An 18,044-nucleotide genomic window follows, 5' to 3' on the forward strand; every position below is an offset into this window, starting at 1 on the left:
GGGACCCGTCTCTCGTGCGCCCGGGAACGGGCTCGGGAGCGCCCGCGTGACATTCACAACCGCGTGAAAGAGGCGATTAGCGGCCGTGTCGACCCAGCAGACTTCGCAGGAGAACCCACTGGCGGGTTTCGGCCCGAACGAGTGGATCGTCGAGGAGATGTACCAGCGCTATCTCGCCGACCCCTCGAGCGTCGACTCGGCCTGGCACGACTTCTTCGCCGACTACCGGCCGGCGCCCGGTGCCGCCACCCCGCGCCCCGAGGCCCAGGCCGCCCCGGCCAAGCCGGCCGTCCGCCCCGAGCCGGGCGAGCAGCAGGAGGCCGTCGCCACGGTCACCCAGGAGCCCGCCGCCAAGCCCGCGCCCGCCCCCGCGAAGCCGGCCGCCAAGCCGGCGGCGAAGGCCCCGGAGCCGGCTCCGGCGAAGAAGGCCGCCCCGGCCAAGCCGGCCGCCAAGGCGCCGACGGCGAGCGCCGCCGGCACCACCCCGCTGCGCGGGGTCGCTGCCAAGATCGTGCAGAACATGGACGCCTCGCTCGCCGTGCCGACCGCGACCAGCGTCCGGGCGGTGCCGGCGAAGCTGCTGGTGGACAACCGCATCGTGATCAACAACCACCTGGCCCGCGGCCGCGGCGGCAAGGTGAGCTTCACCCACCTGATCGGCTACGCGATGGTCCGGGCGCTGGTCGAGCACCCGGAGATGAACAACTCCTTCGCCGAGGTCGACGGCAAGCCCGCGATGGTCCGCCCCGAGCACGTCAACCTGGGCATCGCCATCGACCTGGCCAAGCCGGACGGCTCCCGCAACCTGGTGGTGCCCTCCATCAAGGGCTGCGAGCAGATGGACTTCCGGCAGTTCTGGCAGGCGTACGAGGACGTGGTCCGGCGCGCCCGCCGCAACGAGCTGACCATGGAGGACTACGCCGGCACCACGATCTCGCTGACCAACCCGGGCGGCATCGGCACGGTCCACTCGATCCCGCGTCTCATGCAGGGTCAGAGCGCCATCATCGGCGTCGGCGCGATGGAGTACCCGGCGCCCTACCAGGGCATGAGCGAGGCGACCCTGGCCGACCTCGCGGTCAGCAAGATCATCACGCTGACCAGCACGTACGACCACCGGATCATCCAGGGCGCGCAGTCCGGCGAGTTCCTCAAGGTGATGCACGAGCTGCTGCTCGGCGAGCGCGGCTTCTACGACCAGATCTTCACCTCGCTGCGCCTGCCCTACGAGCCGGTGCGCTGGGTGCAGGACGTGGCCGTCGACTCCGAGGGCCAGATCAACAAGACCGCGCGGGTGCACGAGCTGATCCACGCGTACCGGGTGCGCGGCCACCTCATGGCCGACACCGACCCGCTGGAGTTCAAGATCCGGAAGCACCCCGACCTGGACGTCCTCCAGCACGGGCTGACCCTGTGGGACCTGGACCGGGTCTTCCCGGTCAACGGCTTCGCCGGCCGGCAGCGGATGAAGCTGCGCTCGATCCTCGGCGTGCTGCGCGACTCCTACTGCCGCCGCGTCGGCATCGAGTACATGCACATCCAGGACCCGGAGGAGCGGCGCTGGATCCAGGAGCGGGTCGAGCGCAAGTACGAGAAGCCCAGCGCGGACGAGCAGAAGCACGTGCTCAACCGGCTCAACGCCGCCGAGGCGTTCGAGACCTTCCTCCAGACCAAGTACGTCGGCCAGAAGCGCTTCTCGCTGGAGGGCGGCGAGTCGCTGATCCCGCTGCTCGGCGAGGTCCTGGAGTGCTCCGCCGAGGGCGGCCTGGACGAGGTCGTGATCGGCATGGCCCACCGCGGCCGGCTCAACGTGCTGGCCAACATCGTCGGCAAGCCGTACGAGAAGATCTTCTCGGAGTTCGAGGGGCACCTCGACCCGCGCTCCACCCAGGGCTCGGGCGACGTGAAGTACCACCTCGGCCAGAACGGCAAGTTCACCACCCCGGACGGCGCGCACGCGGTCAAGGTGTCGGTGGTGGCGAACCCGTCGCACCTGGAGGCCGTGGACCCGGTGCTGGAGGGCATCGTCCGGGCCAAGCAGGACCGGATCGACCTCAAGCTGGAGGGCTACACCGTGCTGCCGCTGGCGGTGCACGGTGACGCCGCCTTCGCCGGCCAGGGCGTGGTCGCCGAGACGCTCAACCTGTCGCAGCTGCGCGGCTACCGCACCGGCGGCACCGTGCACGTGGTGGTCAACAACCAGGTCGGCTTCACCACCGCCCCGGAATACAGCCGGTCCAGCCTCTACAGCACCGATGTCGCCCGGATGATCCAGGCGCCGATCTTCCACGTCAACGGCGACGACCCCGAGGCCGTCGTCCGGGTGGCCCGGCTCGCCTTCGAGTACCGGCAGGCGTTCAACAAGGACGTCGTCATCGACATGGTCTGCTACCGCCGGCGCGGGCACAACGAGGGCGACGACCCGTCGATGTCCAACCCCCAGATGTACAAGATCATTGACTCGAAGCGCTCGGTCCGGAAGCTCTACACCGAGGAGCTCATCGGGCGGGGCGACATCACCGTGGAGGACGCGGAGGAGCTGCTGCGCGACTACCAGTCGCAGCTGGAGCGGGTCTTCAAGGCCACCCGGGACGCCGCCACCACGCCGCGCCAGCTCAGCCGGCCGCGCCGCGAGGAGGAGCCGGAGCCGCAGGTCGACACCGCCACCGACGCCGCCGTGGTCAAGGCGATCGGCGAGGCGCACGTCAACCTGCCGGAGGGCTTCACCCCGCACAAGCGGATCCAGCAGCTGCTGGAGCGGCGGCGCAAGATGTCCGTCGAGGGCGGCATCGACTGGGGCTTCGGCGAGATCATCGCGTTCGGCGCGCTGCTGCACGACGGGGTCACCGTCCGGCTCGCCGGGCAGGACTCCCGCCGGGGCACCTTCGTCCAGCGGCACGCGTCGGTGGTCGACGCGAAGACCGGCGACGACTACCTGCCGCTGAAGTCGCTCACCGGCGACGGCGAGCGGTCCCGCTTCTTCGTGCACGACTCGCTGCTCTCGGAATACGCCGCCATGGGCTTCGAGTACGGCTACTCGGTGGAGAACATCAACGCGCTGGTCGCCTGGGAGGCCCAGTTCGGTGACTTCGTCAACGGCGCCCAGTCGGTGATCGACGAGTTCATCTCGTCGGGCGAGGTGAAGTGGGGCCAGCGCTCCGCGGTCACCCTGCTGCTGCCGCACGGCCACGAGGGCCAGGGCCCGGACCACACCTCCGGTCGCCCGGAGCGGTTCCTCCAGCTCTGCGCCGAGGACAACATGCGGGTGGCCATCCCGACCACCCCGGCGAACTACTTCCACCTGCTGCGCCGCCAGGCCCTGTCGCCGAAGCGCAAGCCGCTGGTGGTGTTCACCCCGAAGTCGCTGCTGCGCCACAAGCTCTGCGTGTCGCAGGTGGAGGACTTCACCACGGGCACCTTCCAGCCGGTGCTGGCCGACACCGCCGCCCCGGCCGCGGAGCAGGTGAAGCGGGTGCTGCTCTGCTCGGGCAAGGTCTACTACGACCTGTTCCAGGCCCGGCAGGAGCGGGGCGTGACCGACACGGTGATCCTGCGGATGGAGCAGCTCTACCCGCTGCCCGTCGAGGAGGTCCGGGCCGCCCTGTCGCAGTACCCGAACGCCGAGGACTTCGCCTGGGTCCAGGAGGAGCCGGCCAACCAGGGCGCCTGGTCGTTCGTCGCGCTCAACCTGCTGGAGCACCTGCCCGAGGTCCGGCTGCGCCGCATCTCGCGCCCGGCCGCCGCCGCGCCGGCGGTCGGCTCGGCGAAGATGCACGAGGTCGAGCAGAACGCGCTGATCGAGGCGGCTCTCCCCCGCCCGTGACCTGACCGCACCGCCGGCACGAGGGGCAGCGACCGTACGACGGCCGCTGCCCCTCGTCCCGTGGCGGCCCCTACTTCCGCGAGAGGACGCAGATGTACTTCACCGACCGTGGCATCGAGGAACTGGTCGAGCGCCGGGGCGACGAGCAGGTCAGCCTGGAGTGGCTGGGCGAGCGGCTCCGTGACTTCGTCGACCTGAACCCGGAGTTCGAGACCCCGATCGAGCGGTTCGCCACCTGGCTGGCGCGACTCGACGACGAGGACGACGAGTAGGTCGGCGGTTCAGCCCGCCGCCGCGACCAGGCGCAGGTAGCGCTCGACGACCGCCGTGGCCCGCTCGGCGTCGCCGGTGGCCAGCAGGTCGAGCAGGGCGCCGCGCAGCAGCGCCAGGCCGAGCGCCGGATCCCCACCGGCGGCCGCTGCGCCGTCGACGTCGGCCAGCAGCCCGAGCCAGTCCTCCACGGTCTGCCGGGCGAATCCCGCCCACGGCCCGTCGGGCTCGCCCAGCGAGCGGGCGTACGCCTGGACCCAGAGGACCAGCATCGGCCGGTGGGCCGGGTCTACGAGCCAGCCCCACGTCGCCCGCACCGCCGCGGCGAAGTCGCCGGTGCCGCCGGCCTCCCGGGCCCGCCGGAGCGCGGCCAGTTCGTCGGCCCTGGCCCGGCCGAGCAGGGCACGGATGAGCTGGTCCTTGGAGCCGAAGAGGAACAGCAGGACCCGGGGGCTGCTGCCGATGGCGGCGGCGAGCGGGCGCAGCGACAGTTCGGCCAGCCCGTGCGCCAGGGCGTACCGGTACGCCCGCTCCAGGAGTTCGTCGCGGCGGGGACTCCCGGGTCGCTCGTGCTGGCTCACAGCGCTACTCTGCCACTGAAACGAGTGTTTCAGTAGTGGAGGGTTGACGATGAGCGCGGAGGTTCTCATTCGACCGTTGGGCCGCCCCGGCGACCTCGGCTGGGTGGTGCTGGCCCATGGCGAGACGTACGCCGCCGAATTCGGCTGGGACACCAGCTTCGAGGCGCTCGTGGCACGGATCGTCGCCGACTACGCCGCCGGCCACGACCCGGCACGGGAGGCCGCCTGGATCGCCGAGGTCGACGGCGAGCGGGTCGGCTGCGTCTTCTGCGTCGCGGCCGACGAGCGGACCGCCCAGCTGCGGATCCTGCTGGTCGACCGGGCGGCCCGGGGCCGGCGACTCGGCGAGCGGCTGGTCGACGAGTGCCTGGCCTTCGCCCGGCGGGCGGGATACGCCCGCATCCGGCTCTGGACCAACCACCCGCTGGTCGCCGCCCGCCGGATCTACCTCTCCCGGGGCTTCCGCCTGGTCGAGGAGGAGCACCACCACAGCTTCGGCGCCGAGCTGACCGGGCAGGTGTACGAACGGGAGCTGGCACCGACCGGCGCGTGAGCCGCCGTGCCCGGGACCGGATGACGGGTCGGAGGACCCGGGCGGGGCACCCCGCGATCTTGTAGCGTGAGGTCGTGGCGCGCAGCGTGTACCTGACCAGCGTGGGGTCCGGCGGGGGCAAGTCGACTGTCGCGCTCGGGCTGGCCGAGCTGCTGTCCCGGCAGGTCGAGCGGATCGGCGCCTTCCGGCCGCTGGTCTCCGGGCAGCGCCCCGACCCGATCCTCGCCCTGCTCACCGAGCGCTACCGGGTGGAGCTGCCGGTCGACGAGCTGCACGGCGCGACCTACGCCGAGGCCGCCGCCCTGGTCGCCGACGGCCACCGGGAGGAGCTGATCGCCCGCATCGTGGCCCGCTACCGCGCGGTCGAGCGGCACTGCCCCGCGGTGGTCGTGGTGGGCAGCGACTTCGCCGACGGGGACGGCGCCGGCGCCCGCGAGCTGGCGTTCAACGCCCGCCTGGCGACCGAGTTCAGCAGCGTGGTGGTGCCCGTGGTGGACGGGTTCGGGCAGCCGCCCGAGGCGATCGCGGCGGCGCTGCGCGGGGCGTACCACGACCTGGAGGACCTGGGGGCGACGGTGGTGGCGGCGGTCGCCAACCGCGTGCCCGAGCCGATGACGCTCCCCGAGCTGCCCGTCCCCGCGTACGCCATCCCGGAGGTGCCGACCGTGTCGGCGCCGACGGTGGCGGAGGTGGCGGCGGCGCTCGGCGCCACCCTGCTCGCCGGCGACCAGGCCGCGCTGGACCGGGACGTGCTCGACTACGTGGTCGGCGCGGCGCACGTGCCCACCCTGCTGGACCACCTCACCGACGGCGCGCTGGTGATCACGCCGGGCGACCGGGCCGACCTGCTGGTGGCCGCCGGCGCGGCGCACGTGGCCGGCCAGGTCTCCCTGGCCGGGCTGGTGCTGACGCTCGGCGAGCAGCCCGACCCGCGCGCCATGCGGCTTGTCGAGCGGCTGAACACCGGCTTGGCCGTGCTGTCGGTGACCAGCGACAGCTACGACACGGTGGCGGCGTCCAGCCGGATCGAGGGCCGGCCCAGCGTGGCGAACCCCCGCAAGGTGGAGGCGGCGCTGGGCGCCTTCGAACGCTGCGTGGACACCGTCGACCTGGCCCGCCGGCTGCGGGTCAGCCGGTCGGAGCGGGTCACCCCGCTGATGTTCGAGAACGACCTCATCGACCGGGCGCGGGCGCAGCGCCGGCGGCTGGTGCTGCCCGAGGGCACCGAGGAGCGCATCCTCCGCGCCGCGGAGGTGCTGCTGCGCCGGGGCGTCGCGGACCTGACCCTGCTCGGGCGGCCCGACGAGGTGGCGCGGCGCACCCGCGAGCTGGGCATCGACGTCGGCGACGCGCAGGTGGTCGACCCGGTGACCAGCGAGTGGCGGGACGAGTTCGCGGCCGGCTACGCGGAGCTGCGCGCGCACCGCGGCGTCACCGCCGAGCTGGCGCACGACATCGTGGCCCAGCCCAACTACTTCGGCACCATGATGGTGCAGACCGGCCGCGCCGACGGCATGGTCTCCGGGGCCACCCACACCACGGCGGCCACCATCCGGCCGGCCTTCGAGATCATCCGGACCGTGCCGGGCGTCTCCGTCGCCTCCAGCGTGTTCTTCATGCTGCTCGCCGACCGCGTGCTGGTCTACGGCGACTGCGCGGTCAACCCCGACCCGGACGCCGCCCAGCTCGCCGACATCGCCGTCTCCTCGGCCGACACGGCCGCCCGGTTCGGCATCGAGCCCCGGGTGGCCATGCTGTCCTACTCGACCGGCGACTCCGGCTTCGGGGCCGACGTGGAGAAGGTCGCGGCGGCCACCAAGCTGGTCCGGGAGCGCCGGCCGGAGCTGCTCGTGGAGGGCCCCATCCAGTACGACGCGGCGATCGACCCGCAGGTCGCGGCCACCAAGCTGCCGGACAGCCCGGTGGCGGGGCGGGCCACGGTGTTCATCTTCCCGGACCTGAACACCGGCAACAACACCTACAAGGCGGTGCAGCGCTCGGCCGGCGCGGTGGCGGTCGGCCCGGTCATGCAGGGCCTGCGCCGGCCGGTCAACGACCTGTCCCGGGGCGCCACCGTGCCGGACATCGTCAACACGGTGGCGATCACCGCCATCCAGGCCGCCGCCGGGGAGTCGCGATGAGCCGGATCCTGGTCCTCAACTGCGGATCCTCGTCGGTCAAGTACCGGCTCTACGACGGCGACAAGGTCCGCGACAAGGGCACCGTCGAGCGGGTCGGCGAGCCGGGCGGCGGGCCGGCCGACCACGAGAGCGCGGTGCGGCAGATCATCGAGGGGCTCGACCTGGCCGGACTGGCCGGGGTCGGGCACCGGGTGGTGCACGGCGGGCGCAGGTTCAGCGCGCCGGTGCGGATCGACGACGCGGTGGTCGCCGCCATCGAGGACCTCGTCCCGCTCGCACCGCTGCACAACCCGGCGAACCTGGCCGGCATCCGGGTGGCCCGGGAGGCGCTGCCGGACGTCCCGCAGGTGGCCGTCTTCGACACCGCGTTCCACCACACGCTGCCCGAGGCCGCCGCCACCTACGCCATCGACCGGGAGATCGCCGAGCGGTACGGCGTGCGCCGGTACGGCTTCCACGGCACCTCGCACGCGTACGTCTCGCGGCGCACGGCGGAACTGCTCGACCGGCCGTACGGCGAGCTGAACACGATCACCCTGCACCTGGGCAACGGGGCGAGCGCCTGCGCGGTCGAGGGTGGGCGGAGCGTGGCCACCTCGATGGGCATGTCACCGCTGGAGGGCCTGGTCATGGGCACCCGCAGCGGCGACCTCGACCCGACGATCATCTTCCACCTGCGCCGGGAGGCCGGGATGGGCGTGGACGACATCGACGACCTGCTCAACCACCGCAGCGGCCTGCTCGGGCTGACCGGGGCCAACGACATGCGGGAGGTGCTGGCCCGCCGGGACGCCGGCGACCCGGACGCCGCGCTCGCGTTCGACGTCTACCGCCGCCGGATCACCGGCTACGTGGGCGCGTACTACGCCCTGCTCGGGCGGGTCGACGCGGTCACCTTCACGGCCGGGGTCGGCGAGCACGCCGCCCCGGTGCGCGCCGCGGCGCTGGCCGGCCTGGAGCGGCTCGGCATCGCCGTGGACCCGGCCCGCAACGCCGGCAGCGGCGACCGCGTCATCTCCCCCGACGGCGCCGAGGTCACGGTCTGCGTGATCGCCACCGACGAGGAACGCGAGATCGCCCAACAAACCCGCGAGGTCCTCACCCTCTGACCCCCGTTCCCCGCGCCCCCACCGCCCGTCCGCCCGTCCGCGCCCGCTTGCCCGCCCGCCCGCCCGCCCCGACGATCATGAAGTTGGCGGCACGGAACCGGGCGATTCGCGCCGCCAACCTCATGATCAACGCGCGGGGTGGCGCGGGGTGGCGCGGGGTGGCGCGGGGTGGGGTGCGGTGGGTGGGCGGCGGGTGGGTCAGCCCAGCGCCAGCCAGAGGATGACGGCGACCACCACGACGGCGGCCACGCCGATGCCGGCGAACAGCGGCAGCCGGGACGGTGTCTCCGGCGCCGTCGACGCGCTTTCCGGCGAGTCCACGAAGGCGCGGAACTGCGCGGTGTTGCCACTCGGGTCGGTGTAGTTCTCAGCCATGGGCGTGACCCTAGCGAAGCGGCGCGACCGGAATGATCCCGCCGGGCCGGTGACGTCCACCCCCGTCCGGGCGGTGGAGGCGCGTCGGCCCGGTCGGCGGGGCCGGACCGGCCGGCCGGCCGCCTACCGTGAGGGGGTGAGGGTGCAGCGGCTGGCCGCCGCGCTGCTGGTGGCGCTGGCGGCGGGTTGCGCCCCGGCCGCCGCCACCGACCGGGTCCCGCCCTTCCGGCCGGCGCCACCGCGGCCGTACGCCGTGGGCGTGCGCCACCTCGTCGTCGACCCCGACGGCCCCCGGCCGCTGCCGGTCACCGTCTGGTATCCGGCCGAGCCCGGCACCCGGCCGCCCGCCACCGCCCGCACGGCGGCCGGACGGACCGGCGGCGCGGTGACAGCCGGGCCGACCAGCGACGCGGCCGCAGCCGACATGACCAGCGGCGCCGCCCCAGCCGACCCCGCCGGCGGCGCGGTGACGGCCGGGCCCGTCCCCCGGCCCGGCGCCCCGGTGGCTGCCGGGCGGTTCCCGGTGGTCGTCTACAGCCACGGCCTGCGCAGTCTCCCCGAACTGCACGCCCCGTTGACGACCCGCTGGGCGGCGGCCGGGTTCGTGGTGGCCGCGCCGGCCTACCCGCGGACCAACCTGCGGGCGCGCGACTTCACCCGGGCCGACGTGCGGAACCAGCCCGCCGACGGCTGGCGGCTGATCCGCCACCTGGTCGGCCTCGACGCCCGGGCCGGGGACCCGCTGGCCGGGCACCTCGCGGTGGACCGGTTCGCCGCGGCCGGGCACTCGGCGGGCGGCTTCACCACGGCCGGCATGTTCACCTCGGGGCACTCCGCCCGGCTGCGCGCCGGCATCGTCATCGCCGGTGGCGGGCTGGCCGGCAGCTTCGCCGGCCCGGTGGCGCCCCTGCTCTTCGTGCACGGCGGCGCGGACCCGGTCGTGCCCGAGTCGGTCGGCCGGGCCGCGTACGCCCGCAGCCTCGGACCGGCCGCGTTCCTGAGCCTGCCCGGCCAGGGCCACGGCGCGTACCTGACCCCGGGCCGCACCGGGTTCGCGCAGGTCCTCGCCGCCACCACCGACTTCCTCCGCTGGACCCTCTACGACGACGGGCGCGCCCGGGACCGGCTGCCCGCCGACGCCCTCCGCCCCGGCGTCACCACCCTGACCACCCGGGCCCTCCCCGGGTGAACGTGCGCCCCCGCCTCGGTAGCCTCCCCCGGATGGACGGGCTGGCCGGGCGGCAACTCGACGCGATCCGCGAGGTGGTGGCGCTGACCGGCGCGGCCGGGATCGCGGTGTGGCTGCGCGGCGGGTGGGCGATGGACTTCCACCTCGGCGCGGTGAGCCGGCCGCACGTGGACGTCGACTGGTACTGCTGGCGGCGCGACGCCGGCCCGCTGGCGGCCCGGCTCGGCGGGCTGGGCTGGGCCCCCGACCCCCGGATGCCTGTCGAGAAGCAGCTCGACCTCGTCCGGGGCGACGTCGAGCTGAGCTTCGCGTACCTGGACCGGGACCCGGAGGGACGGGTGGTGGTCGGGGCCGGGCCGTGGGCCGGCACCCCGCTGCCGGAGGGGATGCTGGACGCCCCGCCGGGCCGGATCGGCCCGCGGACCGCCCCGGTGATCAGCGTGGCCGCCCAGATCGAGTTCAAGGAGATGTACCCGGTCTGGATGCCCGACCGGCCCCGCCGGGCGAAGGACGCCGCCGACCTGGACCGGCTGCGGGCGGGGCGGCCGCCGACCGGTTGAGGCGATCGCGTCACGCGGGGGTGCGATGCCGACCGGTCGCCCGGCAGCGCGAGGCACAATCGTGTTCATGCGCCGTCGTCCTGCCGCCCTCGTCACCGCCGCCGCCCTGCTCAGCACGGGTCTGGTCGGCTGCTCGGGCGGCTCCGCCCCGGCCGGGCGCGCCGCCCCCGACGCCCCGCCGAAGGCCACCACGCCCGCGCCGCAGGTGCCCGCCGGGCACGCACCCACGGAGAGCTTCGCGGTCGGCGTACGCCAGGTGAAGCTGAACCGCGACGGCGACCGCCCGCTGCCGGTGACCCTCTGGTACCCGGCGCGGGGTGCGGCCGGCGGCGCGCCGGAGCGGTCCGCGCCGGCGGCGTCCGGCCGGTTCCCCGTGGTGCTGTTCAGCCACGGCCTGGGCGGCCGGCCGGAGGACTACCAGGTGCTGCTGACCCGCTGGGCGGCGGCCGGGTTCGTGGTGGCCGCGCCGAAGTTCCCGCACACCGGCGCCGGCGGCGACGGCAACCCGCTCGACGTGCTCAACCAGCCGGCCGACGTGTCGTACGTGCTGACCCAGGTGCTCGCCCTCGACGGGAAGGCGGGCGACCCGCTGCACGGCCGGCTGGACCCGGAGCGGGTGGCCGCGACCGGGCACAGCGCGGGTGGGGTGACCACGATCGGGCTGTTCACCGCGGGCCGGGACGAGCGCCTGGACGCCGGGATCGTCTTCGCCGGCACGGCGCTCGGCGTCGGCACCGCGTTCGCCGGGGCGGCGGCGCCGCAGCTCTTCGTGCACGGTGAGGCCGACGAGGTGGTGGGTTACGCCGCCGGCAAGGCGGTCTACGACGCGGTGCCGTGGCCGAAGGCGATGCTCAGCCTGCCCGACGGCGACCACGGGCGGGCCCTGCTCACCGACGGCCGGGCTCTGCGGGTGGTCGCCGACACCACCGTCGAGTTCCTCCGCTGGACGCTCTACGGCGACGCGGCGGCGAAGAAGCGGCTCCCGGCCGACGCCACCCGCGGCGGCGTGGCCACCCTGGACGACCATCTCTGACCGGTCGCCCAGGGCGGCGTGGCCGGTCAGGCGGTGTGGTCGACGACGACCTTGCCGAAGGCGTCACCGGACTGCAGGCGGGCGAACGCCTCCTCGATCCGGCTGAACGGCACCACGCTGTCCACCACCGGGCGCACCTCGTGCTCGGCGCAGAACGCCAGCAGCTCGGTCAGCTCGTCGGGGGTGCCCATCGAGGTGCCGAGGATCTCCAGCTGCATGGCGAAGACGCGACGCAGGTTCACCTTGGGCTCGTGGCCGGCGGTGGCGCCGGAGACCACGATCCGGGCCATCGGGGCGGCCGACTTCAGCGAGTGGTCGAAGGTGGCCGCGCCGACCGTCTCGATCACCACGTCGACCCGCTCGGGCAGCCGGGCGCCGGGCTCCAGGGCGGTCGCGCCCAGCTCGGTGATCCGCTCCCGCTTGGTGGCGTCGCGGCTCGTCGCGTACACCCGCTTGCCGAGTGCGACGCCGAGCGCCACGGCCGCGGTGGCCACGCCCCCGCCGGCCCCCTGGACCAGCACGGACTCGCCGTCGCCGACCCGGCCCCGGGTGGTGAGCATCCGCCACGCGGTGAGCCAGGCCGTCGGCAGGCAGGCCGCGTCGGTCGCCGAGAGGCCGTCGGGCAGCGGCAGCAGGTTCATCCTGGGTACGGCCACCCGCTCGGCGAAGGTGCCGGCGAAGTGCTCGGAGAGGATCGAGACCCCGCGCGGGTCGCCCCGGGTGGGCACCACGGGGTAGACGACCACCTCGTTGCCGTCCGGGTCGGTGCCGACCGCGTCGCAGCCGAGGATCATGGGGAGCTGGTCGGCGCTGAGGCCCACCCCGCGCAGCGACCAGAGGTCGTGGTGGTTGAGCGAGCTGGCCCGGACCTGCACGGTGACCCAGTCGTCCTCGGGGTGGATCGGCTCGGGGCGGTCGCCGACGGTGAGCGCGGCGAGCGGGTTGTCGGCGTCGAAGGCCGAGGCGAAGGCAGCACGCATGATCGGCACCGTAACAAGCTGAGCGCTCGTTCAGAAGGGGACCTTCCCCACAAAAGCCGTGCGGATGGTCCCCTTCCGCGATGCTCAGCGGCGGGCGACCCCGTCGCGGCGGGCCGCCTCGGCGACCGCCTCGGCCACCGCGGGAGCGACCCGCGGGTCGAGCGGGGAGGGCACGATGGCCTCCGCCGTCAGCGACTCGGCCACCACGTTGGCGATGGCGTCGGCGGCGGCCACCTTCATCCCGTCGGTGATCCGGGTGGCGCGGGCGTCCAGCGCGCCCCGAAACACGCCCGGGAAGGCCAGCACGTTGTTGATCTGGTTGGGGTAGTCGCTGCGCCCGGTGGCCACCACGGCCACGTGCCGGGCGGCCACCTCCGGGTGCACCTCCGGGGTGGGGTTGGCCAGCGCGAAGACGATGCCCCCCGGGGCCATGCCGGCCACCGCCGCCTCGGGAATCTGCCCGCCGGAGACGCCGACCAGGACGTCCGCGCCGCGCAGCGCCTCGGTGATGTCGCCCTGCCGGCCGCCGGCGTTGGTGGTCTCGGCCAGCTCGGACTTGGTCCCGGTCAGCTCGCGGTGCCGGCCGATGATGCCCTTGGAGTCGCAGACCACCACCTGGTCCGGGTTGACGCCACCGGCGACCAGCATCTTCGTCACGGCCACGCCGGCGGCGCCGGCCCCGCTGACCGCCACCCGCAGGTCGCCCAGCTTGCGGTTGAGCAGGGTGGCGGCGTTGCGCAGGGCGGCCAGCACCACGATGGCGGTGCCGTGCTGGTCGTCGTGGAAGACCGGGATGGGGAGCGCCTCGTCCAGCCGGCGCTCCACCTCGAAGCAACGCGGGGCGCTGATGTCCTCCAGGTTGATCCCGCCGAACGAGGGGGCGAGCGCCCGCACCGTCGCCACGATCTCGTCCACGTCCTGCGTGTCCAGGCAGATCGGGACGGCATCGACGCCCGCGAACTGCTTGAACAGCACCGCCTTGCCCTCCATCACCGGCAGCGCCGCGCGCGGACCGATGTTGCCCAGGCCGAGTACGGCGGAACCGTCGGTGACCACGGCGACGGTGTGCGACACCCAGGTGTAGTCGTCGGCCAGGTCCGGGTCGGCGGCGATCGCCTCGCAGACCCGGGCCACTCCCGGGGTGTACGCGAGGGAGAGGTCCTCCCGGCTGGTGAGCGGCACGGTCGAGGCGACGGCCATCTTGCCGCCGAGGTGCAGCCGGAAAACGGGATCAGCGGGGTCCGGGGTGGACGTAGACATTGGTGACTCCAGGATCTGTCGAGCAGACGGACCGGCCGGCTCGGCACGCGTGGTCAGCGGCCAGCGGGGCGGCGGTGCGGGGGGTCACCCGGGCACTTTCCGAGCATAGTCAGGCATGCGGCACCGGGGTGTGATCGGGGTCATATCCGACGCGGCCCGCCGGTGACCCGCCCCGGACGCGGCCAGTACCGGAGGACCACCCGACCGCGCACGTCGGCCACCCCGTACGCCCGCGAGTCGTCGGTGACCAGGTCGTTGTCGCCGCGCAGCCACCACCCGCCGTCCTGCCGGCGGACCGCGCGCTTGACCACGAGCAGGTCGGGGCGGCTGCGGAAGACCGCCACCACCACGTCGCCGGGGCGCACCGGCCGGCCCCCCGTCCGCACCAGCACGGCGTCGCCGTGCCGCAGGGTCGGGGCCATGGAGGGTCCGGTGACGAGGACGGGTACCAGCGGCCGGCGCAGCCGGTGATCCACAGCACCCACGGGGTTTCACCTCCCGCCCGCCGGGGAGCATCTCCAGGAGTAGTGTCGTCTTGGATCATCGCAAACATCCCATGGAGGACCCTGATGCGCCTTCCTCGCATCCTTACGCCCCGTGTGACCGCCAGCGCGCACTGCGACCTGCCGTGCGGCGTCTACGACCCGGCGCAGGCCCGGATCGAGGCCGAGTCGGTCAAAATGATCTGCGAGAAGTACCAGGCCAACACCGACCCGGAGTACCGCACGCGCGCCATCCTGATCAAGGAGCAGCGGGCGGAGCTGGTCAAGCACCACCTGTGGGTGCTCTGGACCGACTACTTCAAGCCGCAGCACTTCGAGAAGTACCCGCACCTGCACCAGCTCTTCAACGAGACCACCAAGCTCGCCGGCTCGGCCGGCGCCAAGGGCAGCATGGACCCGGCCGTCGCCGACCAGCTGCTGCAGAAGATCGACGAGATCGCCAAGATCTTCTGGGAGACCAAGCAGGCGTGAGCCTGCCCGCCCAGGCACCGACGATCCGGCCGGCGCGTCCCGAGGACGTGCCGGCCGTCGTCGCCATGGTGCACGAACTCGCCGACTACGAACGCGCACCCGAGCAGTGCCATCTCACCGAGGAACAGCTCACCGACGCCCTCTTCCCGACCGCTCCCGGCCGTGGCGCGGCGCTGTTCGGGCACGTCGCGGTGGATCCCGCCGACCAGCCGATCGGCTTCGCCCTGTGGTTCCTCAACTTCTCCACCTGGGAGGGCGTGCACGGCATCTACCTGGAGGACCTGTACGTCCGGCCCTCCGCCCGCGGCACCGGCGCGGGCCGGTTGCTGCTCGCCACCCTCGCCGCGATCTGCGTCGAGCGCGGCTACCGGCGGCTCGAGTGGTGGATGATCAACTGGAACCCGGCCGCCCGCTTCTACGCCGCGATCGGCGCCACCCCGATGGACGAGTGGGTGCCGTACCGGCTGGCCGGGACGGCGCTGCGCGATCTCGCGGGGCGGGCGACGGCCGCCCCCACGCGGGCGGAGGCCTGACCGGGTAGAGTCCCGCACCGGGGGGATGAGGCGTGACTCAACTGACCGGCCAGCCGACCACGGACGACGACATCGTGCACCTCACGGTGCCCGCCGACGGCGGCTACCTGGGCGTGCTGCGCACCGCCACCGCCGGTCTCGCGGCCCGGCTCCAGTTCGCCCTCGACGAGATCGAGGACCTGCGCATCGCCGTCGACGAGGCGTGCGCCATGCTGCTCGCCATCGCCACCCGCGACGCCGAGTTGGAGTGCCGCTTCGCGGTCACCGACGACGCGCTCACCGTCGAGGTGACCGTGCCGACCGTGCGGGGCGCGACGCTCCCCTCGGAGTCGTCCTTCGCCTGGAAGGTGCTCACCGCGCTGACCACGGCGGCGAACGCCCGGGCCGCCGAGGGGCGGGCCACCATCTCCCTGCTCACCCGGCGCGCCTCCGGCTACTGACCGTCCCGCGCGGCGCGGCGTCAGTCGAAGCCGAGCGCCCGGTTGGTCGGCGTGCTGACCAGCAGGCCGGTGACCCCGAGGCCGAGGGCCATCAGCGGCACGCCCAGCCAGCCCAGGCCGCCCTGGATCATGTACCAGCCGATCGGCAGCAGCATGAGCTGGAGCACGATGGCCGGCGCCCGGGCTCCGGACCGGCGGCGGGCCAGCGCGGTGCCGAGGGCCCAGAGCGCGACGGCCCCGGCGACCGCGAACGCGGTCACCAGCAGCGCCGAGGTCAGGTCGGTGGCGTGCGCCGTCAGGTCGGACCAGACCAGCCAGGCCGCGACCAGGCCGAGGGCCACCGCCTCGGCGCGCAGCAGGAGCACCGCCCCACGGAGCGTGCCGGGGGCCGGGCCGGAGTCGATCGTCACGCGCGACACGATACCCGTGGGTAGGCGCGGTACAGTGCCGCCCATGCGGGCCGTCCTGGTGGTCAATCCGAAGGCCACCACCACCAGCGAGCGCAGCCGGGACGTGCTGGTCCGGGCGTTGCGCAGCGAAGTCGACCTGTCGGTGCGGTACACGCGCCGGCGGGGTCACGCCATGGACCTCGCGCGGGAGGCCGCGCAGGAGGGCGTCGACCTGGTGGTGACGCTCGGTGGCGACGGCACGGTCAACGAGGTGGTGAACGGCCTGATGGCCGCCGAGCCGCCGACCTTCCGCACCGGGCGGACCACGGCGGAGCGGCTGCCGGCGCTGGCCACCGTCCCGGGCGGGTCGACGAACGTCTTCGCCCGGGCTCTGGGCCTGCCGCGGGAGTGGCCGGACGGGACCAGCATGATCCTGGAGGGGCTGCGGCTTGGTCGCTCCCGCACCATCGGTCTGGGCCGGGCCGACGACCGCTACTTCACCTTCTGCGCGGGCTTCGGCATCGACGCGGCCGTCATCCAGCGGGTCGAGCGGGCCCGCAAGCGGGGCCGGGTGTCCACGCCGGCGCTCTACTTCCGCTCCACGGTGAGCCAGTACTTCCTCGCCTCGGACCGGCGGCACCCGTCGATCTCGCTGGAGCGCCCGGGGGAGGCGGCCGAGACCGACCTCGGGACGGTCATCATCCAGAACACCGCGCCGTGGACGTACCTGGGCGACCGGGAGATCAACCCGAATCCCGAGGCCTCGTTCGACCTGGGGCTCGACGTGCTCGCGATGCGGCAGCTGAAGGTGGCCAGTACGGCACGCACGGTGACCCAGTTCTTCGCCCGGGAACCCGATCCGCACGGCCGGCAGGTGCTCCGGCTGCACGACGTGGCCGAGTTCACCCTGCTCTCGGCCCGACCGCTGGCCTTCCAGCTGGACGGCGACTACCTCGGCGAGCGGGAAAAAGTCAGATTCGCATCCATCCCTGCCGCACTGAGAGTAATCTGCTAGGTCTCGGGTACTGCCGTCGGTTGACGCGGACCACCGCAACCGCTTCGCGCGGGGCCGCCACGCCGAGGGAAGGTGCCGGAAATGTCAGCAACGTCACGCAGACCGTACTATATTGATCCTCGACTGTGGCACGCCGGGTAACCAGAGCGCTCTGAAACCCGGACAAAAGGGTGGTGAGCCCGCTCACTGTTCGGAGTTTTTCCGAGCGCCACCCTTGACATCGCGACAGTTCGTGAAAGTATTCACAAGCGAAAGCGTGTTACCGGGACATTGCCTGGATATGCTCGGCAGGTTGAGCTGTTCCGGCAGGTCCACGGGTCGCAAGCCTGCTCACGCAGCGCCGAATTGATGGATGCTGACCGTCACCGATCGGCAATGCGGACGCATATAGGAATAGCAACGAAGCGTAATCTGGCCACCCATTTGAGAATGAGGAGTGTTGCCGCCATGGACTGGCGCCACGATGCCGTCTGCCGCGACGAGGACCCGGAGCTGTTCTTCCCGATCGGGACGTCCGGCCCGGCCCTCCTGCAGGTGGAGCAGGCCAAGGCCGTCTGCCGGCGCTGCCCGGTGACCGACCACTGCCTTCAGTGGGCGCTGGAGTCCGGTCAGGACGCCGGTGTCTGGGGTGGGATGAGCGAGGAGGAGCGCCGCGCGGTGAAGCGCCGCGGCGGGCTCCGGGTGCTGCGCGCTCACTCCGCCTGATTCGCACGCACGCGCACGCCCCGGCCGGGATACCGGCCGGGGCGTTCTGCTGTCCGGACGCATGACCGCCGGCTACCCCGCCGGCACCCTTGCTGATCATGATGGCGACGCGCG

Annotated in this window: 19 protein-coding genes; 13 read left to right on the forward strand and 6 right to left on the reverse strand. The window is 73.4% G+C overall.

Annotated elements, in window-relative coordinates; genetic code table 11:
* Positions 1 to 85: 85 nt before the first annotated feature.
* Together ACZ6PY_RS09955 and ACZ6PY_RS09960 are read left to right on the forward strand one after the other, a co-directional pair.
* On the forward strand, positions 86 to 3,823 hold the full coding sequence (locus ACZ6PY_RS09955; RefSeq protein WP_466070940.1) for a multifunctional oxoglutarate decarboxylase/oxoglutarate dehydrogenase thiamine pyrophosphate-binding subunit/dihydrolipoyllysine-residue succinyltransferase subunit: 3,738 nt from the start codon (positions 86 to 88) through the stop codon (positions 3,821 to 3,823).
* 92 nt (positions 3,824 to 3,915) lie between these two features.
* Positions 3,916 to 4,095, forward strand: coding sequence for a DUF6104 family protein (locus ACZ6PY_RS09960; protein WP_089009804.1), 180 nt, complete (start codon positions 3,916 to 3,918; stop codon positions 4,093 to 4,095).
* Positions 4,096 to 4,104: 9 nt separating this feature from the next.
* On the opposite strand, the gene ACZ6PY_RS09965 is transcribed toward ACZ6PY_RS09960, so the two are convergent.
* Complete coding sequence (locus tag ACZ6PY_RS09965; protein WP_466070942.1) at positions 4,105 to 4,674, reverse strand: TetR/AcrR family transcriptional regulator; 570 nt, start codon at positions 4,672 to 4,674, stop codon at positions 4,105 to 4,107.
* A 49-nt stretch (positions 4,675 to 4,723) separates the two neighbouring features.
* On the opposite strand from ACZ6PY_RS09965, the gene ACZ6PY_RS09970 reads away from it, so the two are divergent.
* From ACZ6PY_RS09970 to ACZ6PY_RS09980, 3 genes are all read left to right on the forward strand, one after another.
* Positions 4,724 to 5,227 (forward strand): GNAT family N-acetyltransferase, encoded by a 504-nt coding sequence (locus ACZ6PY_RS09970; RefSeq protein WP_466070943.1) that lies wholly within the window; start codon positions 4,724 to 4,726, stop codon positions 5,225 to 5,227.
* A 74-nt stretch (positions 5,228 to 5,301) separates the two neighbouring features.
* Complete coding sequence (gene pta, locus ACZ6PY_RS09975; RefSeq protein ID WP_466070945.1) at positions 5,302 to 7,368, forward strand: phosphate acetyltransferase; 2,067 nt, start codon at positions 5,302 to 5,304, stop codon at positions 7,366 to 7,368.
* Entirely contained in the window at positions 7,365 to 8,477 is a 1,113-nt protein-coding gene (locus ACZ6PY_RS09980; protein WP_466070947.1) for an acetate/propionate family kinase, read from the forward strand. Before pta ends, ACZ6PY_RS09980 begins: the two co-directional genes overlap by 4 nt.
* Before the next feature lie 198 nt (positions 8,478 to 8,675).
* On the opposite strand, the gene ACZ6PY_RS09985 is transcribed toward ACZ6PY_RS09980, so the two are convergent.
* Positions 8,676 to 8,852, reverse strand: coding sequence for a hypothetical protein (locus ACZ6PY_RS09985; RefSeq protein WP_466070949.1), 177 nt, complete (start codon positions 8,850 to 8,852; stop codon positions 8,676 to 8,678).
* A gap of 136 nt (positions 8,853 to 8,988) precedes the next feature.
* Between ACZ6PY_RS09985 and ACZ6PY_RS09990 the strand changes: the two genes are divergently transcribed.
* The 3 genes from ACZ6PY_RS09990 to ACZ6PY_RS10000 all read left to right on the forward strand — a co-directional run bounded on the left by ACZ6PY_RS09990 (position 8,989) and on the right by ACZ6PY_RS10000 (position 11,634).
* A complete protein-coding gene (locus ACZ6PY_RS09990; RefSeq protein WP_466070951.1) occupies positions 8,989 to 10,041 on the forward strand; it encodes an alpha/beta hydrolase family protein in 1,053 nt (350 codons plus the stop codon).
* A 32-nt stretch (positions 10,042 to 10,073) separates the two neighbouring features.
* On the forward strand, positions 10,074 to 10,601 hold the full coding sequence (locus tag ACZ6PY_RS09995; RefSeq protein WP_466070953.1) for a nucleotidyltransferase domain-containing protein: 528 nt from the start codon (positions 10,074 to 10,076) through the stop codon (positions 10,599 to 10,601).
* A 67-nt stretch (positions 10,602 to 10,668) separates the two neighbouring features.
* On the forward strand, positions 10,669 to 11,634 hold the full coding sequence (locus tag ACZ6PY_RS10000; protein WP_466070955.1) for an alpha/beta hydrolase family protein: 966 nt from the start codon (positions 10,669 to 10,671) through the stop codon (positions 11,632 to 11,634).
* A gap of 26 nt (positions 11,635 to 11,660) precedes the next feature.
* Here the strand turns inward: ACZ6PY_RS10000 and ACZ6PY_RS10005 are convergent, their stop codons facing one another.
* The 3 genes from ACZ6PY_RS10005 to ACZ6PY_RS10015 form a co-directional block, all read right to left on the reverse strand.
* Positions 11,661 to 12,623 carry a zinc-binding dehydrogenase gene (locus ACZ6PY_RS10005; RefSeq protein ID WP_466070956.1) on the reverse strand — a complete coding sequence of 321 codons (963 nt, stop codon included), beginning with the start codon at positions 12,621 to 12,623 and terminating at the stop codon, positions 11,661 to 11,663.
* Positions 12,624 to 12,698: 75 nt separating this feature from the next.
* A complete protein-coding gene (locus ACZ6PY_RS10010) occupies positions 12,699 to 13,874 on the reverse strand; it encodes an NAD(P)-dependent malic enzyme (protein WP_466070958.1) in 1,176 nt (391 codons plus the stop codon).
* Positions 13,875 to 14,014: 140 nt separating this feature from the next.
* Positions 14,015 to 14,359, reverse strand: a complete 345-nt coding sequence (locus ACZ6PY_RS10015) for a S24 family peptidase (protein WP_466070960.1) — start codon at positions 14,357 to 14,359, stop codon at positions 14,015 to 14,017.
* A gap of 84 nt (positions 14,360 to 14,443) precedes the next feature.
* Here ACZ6PY_RS10015 and sodN point away from each other — a divergent pair, with 84 nt between their 5' ends.
* The 3 genes from sodN (at position 14,444) to ACZ6PY_RS10030 (ending at position 15,821) form a co-directional block, all read left to right on the forward strand.
* The gene (gene sodN, locus ACZ6PY_RS10020; RefSeq protein WP_091262331.1) at positions 14,444 to 14,848 is read left to right on the forward strand and encodes a superoxide dismutase, Ni; all 405 of its coding nucleotides are present in this window, start codon (positions 14,444 to 14,446) and stop codon (positions 14,846 to 14,848) included.
* Positions 14,849 to 14,913: 65 nt separating this feature from the next.
* Positions 14,914 to 15,381 carry a GNAT family N-acetyltransferase gene (locus ACZ6PY_RS10025; RefSeq protein ID WP_466072034.1) on the forward strand — a complete coding sequence of 156 codons (468 nt, stop codon included), beginning with the start codon at positions 14,914 to 14,916 and terminating at the stop codon, positions 15,379 to 15,381.
* Positions 15,382 to 15,413: 32 nt separating this feature from the next.
* Complete coding sequence (locus ACZ6PY_RS10030) at positions 15,414 to 15,821, forward strand: ATP-binding protein (protein ID WP_466070963.1); 408 nt, start codon at positions 15,414 to 15,416, stop codon at positions 15,819 to 15,821.
* 20 nt (positions 15,822 to 15,841) lie between these two features.
* Here ACZ6PY_RS10030 and ACZ6PY_RS10035 read toward each other — a convergent pair whose 3' ends face one another.
* Positions 15,842 to 16,231 carry a hypothetical protein gene (locus tag ACZ6PY_RS10035; protein ID WP_466070965.1) on the reverse strand — a complete coding sequence of 130 codons (390 nt, stop codon included), beginning with the start codon at positions 16,229 to 16,231 and terminating at the stop codon, positions 15,842 to 15,844.
* 43 nt (positions 16,232 to 16,274) lie between these two features.
* Here ACZ6PY_RS10035 and ACZ6PY_RS10040 point away from each other — a divergent pair, with 43 nt between their 5' ends.
* Positions 16,275 to 17,225 carry a diacylglycerol/lipid kinase family protein gene (locus tag ACZ6PY_RS10040; protein ID WP_433283273.1) on the forward strand — a complete coding sequence of 317 codons (951 nt, stop codon included), beginning with the start codon at positions 16,275 to 16,277 and terminating at the stop codon, positions 17,223 to 17,225.
* Between the two features lie 447 nt (positions 17,226 to 17,672).
* Positions 17,673 to 17,930, forward strand: coding sequence for a WhiB family transcriptional regulator (locus tag ACZ6PY_RS10045; protein ID WP_088975879.1), 258 nt, complete (start codon positions 17,673 to 17,675; stop codon positions 17,928 to 17,930).
* The last annotated feature ends 114 nt before the right edge of the window (positions 17,931 to 18,044 follow it).

The organism is Micromonospora sp. NPDC048907, assembly GCF_055586885.1.

Excerpts from the sequence above, each read along its gene's own strand:
- ACZ6PY_RS09960 (WP_089009804.1), top strand. The coding sequence starts at position 3,916 with ATGTACTTCACCGACCGTGGCATCGAGGAACTGGTCGAGCGCCGGGGC.
- ACZ6PY_RS09970 (WP_466070943.1), top strand. The coding sequence starts at position 4,724 with ATGAGCGCGGAGGTTCTCATTCGACCGTTGGGCCGCCCCGGCGACCTC.
- ACZ6PY_RS09980 (WP_466070947.1), top strand. The coding sequence starts at position 7,365 with ATGAGCCGGATCCTGGTCCTCAACTGCGGATCCTCGTCGGTCAAGTAC.
- ACZ6PY_RS09985 (WP_466070949.1), bottom strand. The coding sequence starts at position 8,852 with ATGGCTGAGAACTACACCGACCCGAGTGGCAACACCGCGCAGTTCCGC.
- ACZ6PY_RS09995 (WP_466070953.1), top strand. The coding sequence starts at position 10,074 with ATGGACGGGCTGGCCGGGCGGCAACTCGACGCGATCCGCGAGGTGGTG.
- ACZ6PY_RS10000 (WP_466070955.1), top strand. The coding sequence starts at position 10,669 with ATGCGCCGTCGTCCTGCCGCCCTCGTCACCGCCGCCGCCCTGCTCAGC.
- ACZ6PY_RS10010 (WP_466070958.1), bottom strand. The coding sequence starts at position 13,874 with ATGTCTACGTCCACCCCGGACCCCGCTGATCCCGTTTTCCGGCTGCAC.
- sodN (WP_091262331.1), top strand. The coding sequence starts at position 14,444 with ATGCGCCTTCCTCGCATCCTTACGCCCCGTGTGACCGCCAGCGCGCAC.
- ACZ6PY_RS10025 (WP_466072034.1), top strand. The coding sequence starts at position 14,914 with ATGGTGCACGAACTCGCCGACTACGAACGCGCACCCGAGCAGTGCCAT.
- ACZ6PY_RS10040 (WP_433283273.1), top strand. The coding sequence starts at position 16,275 with ATGCGGGCCGTCCTGGTGGTCAATCCGAAGGCCACCACCACCAGCGAG.
- ACZ6PY_RS10045 (WP_088975879.1), top strand. The coding sequence starts at position 17,673 with ATGGACTGGCGCCACGATGCCGTCTGCCGCGACGAGGACCCGGAGCTG.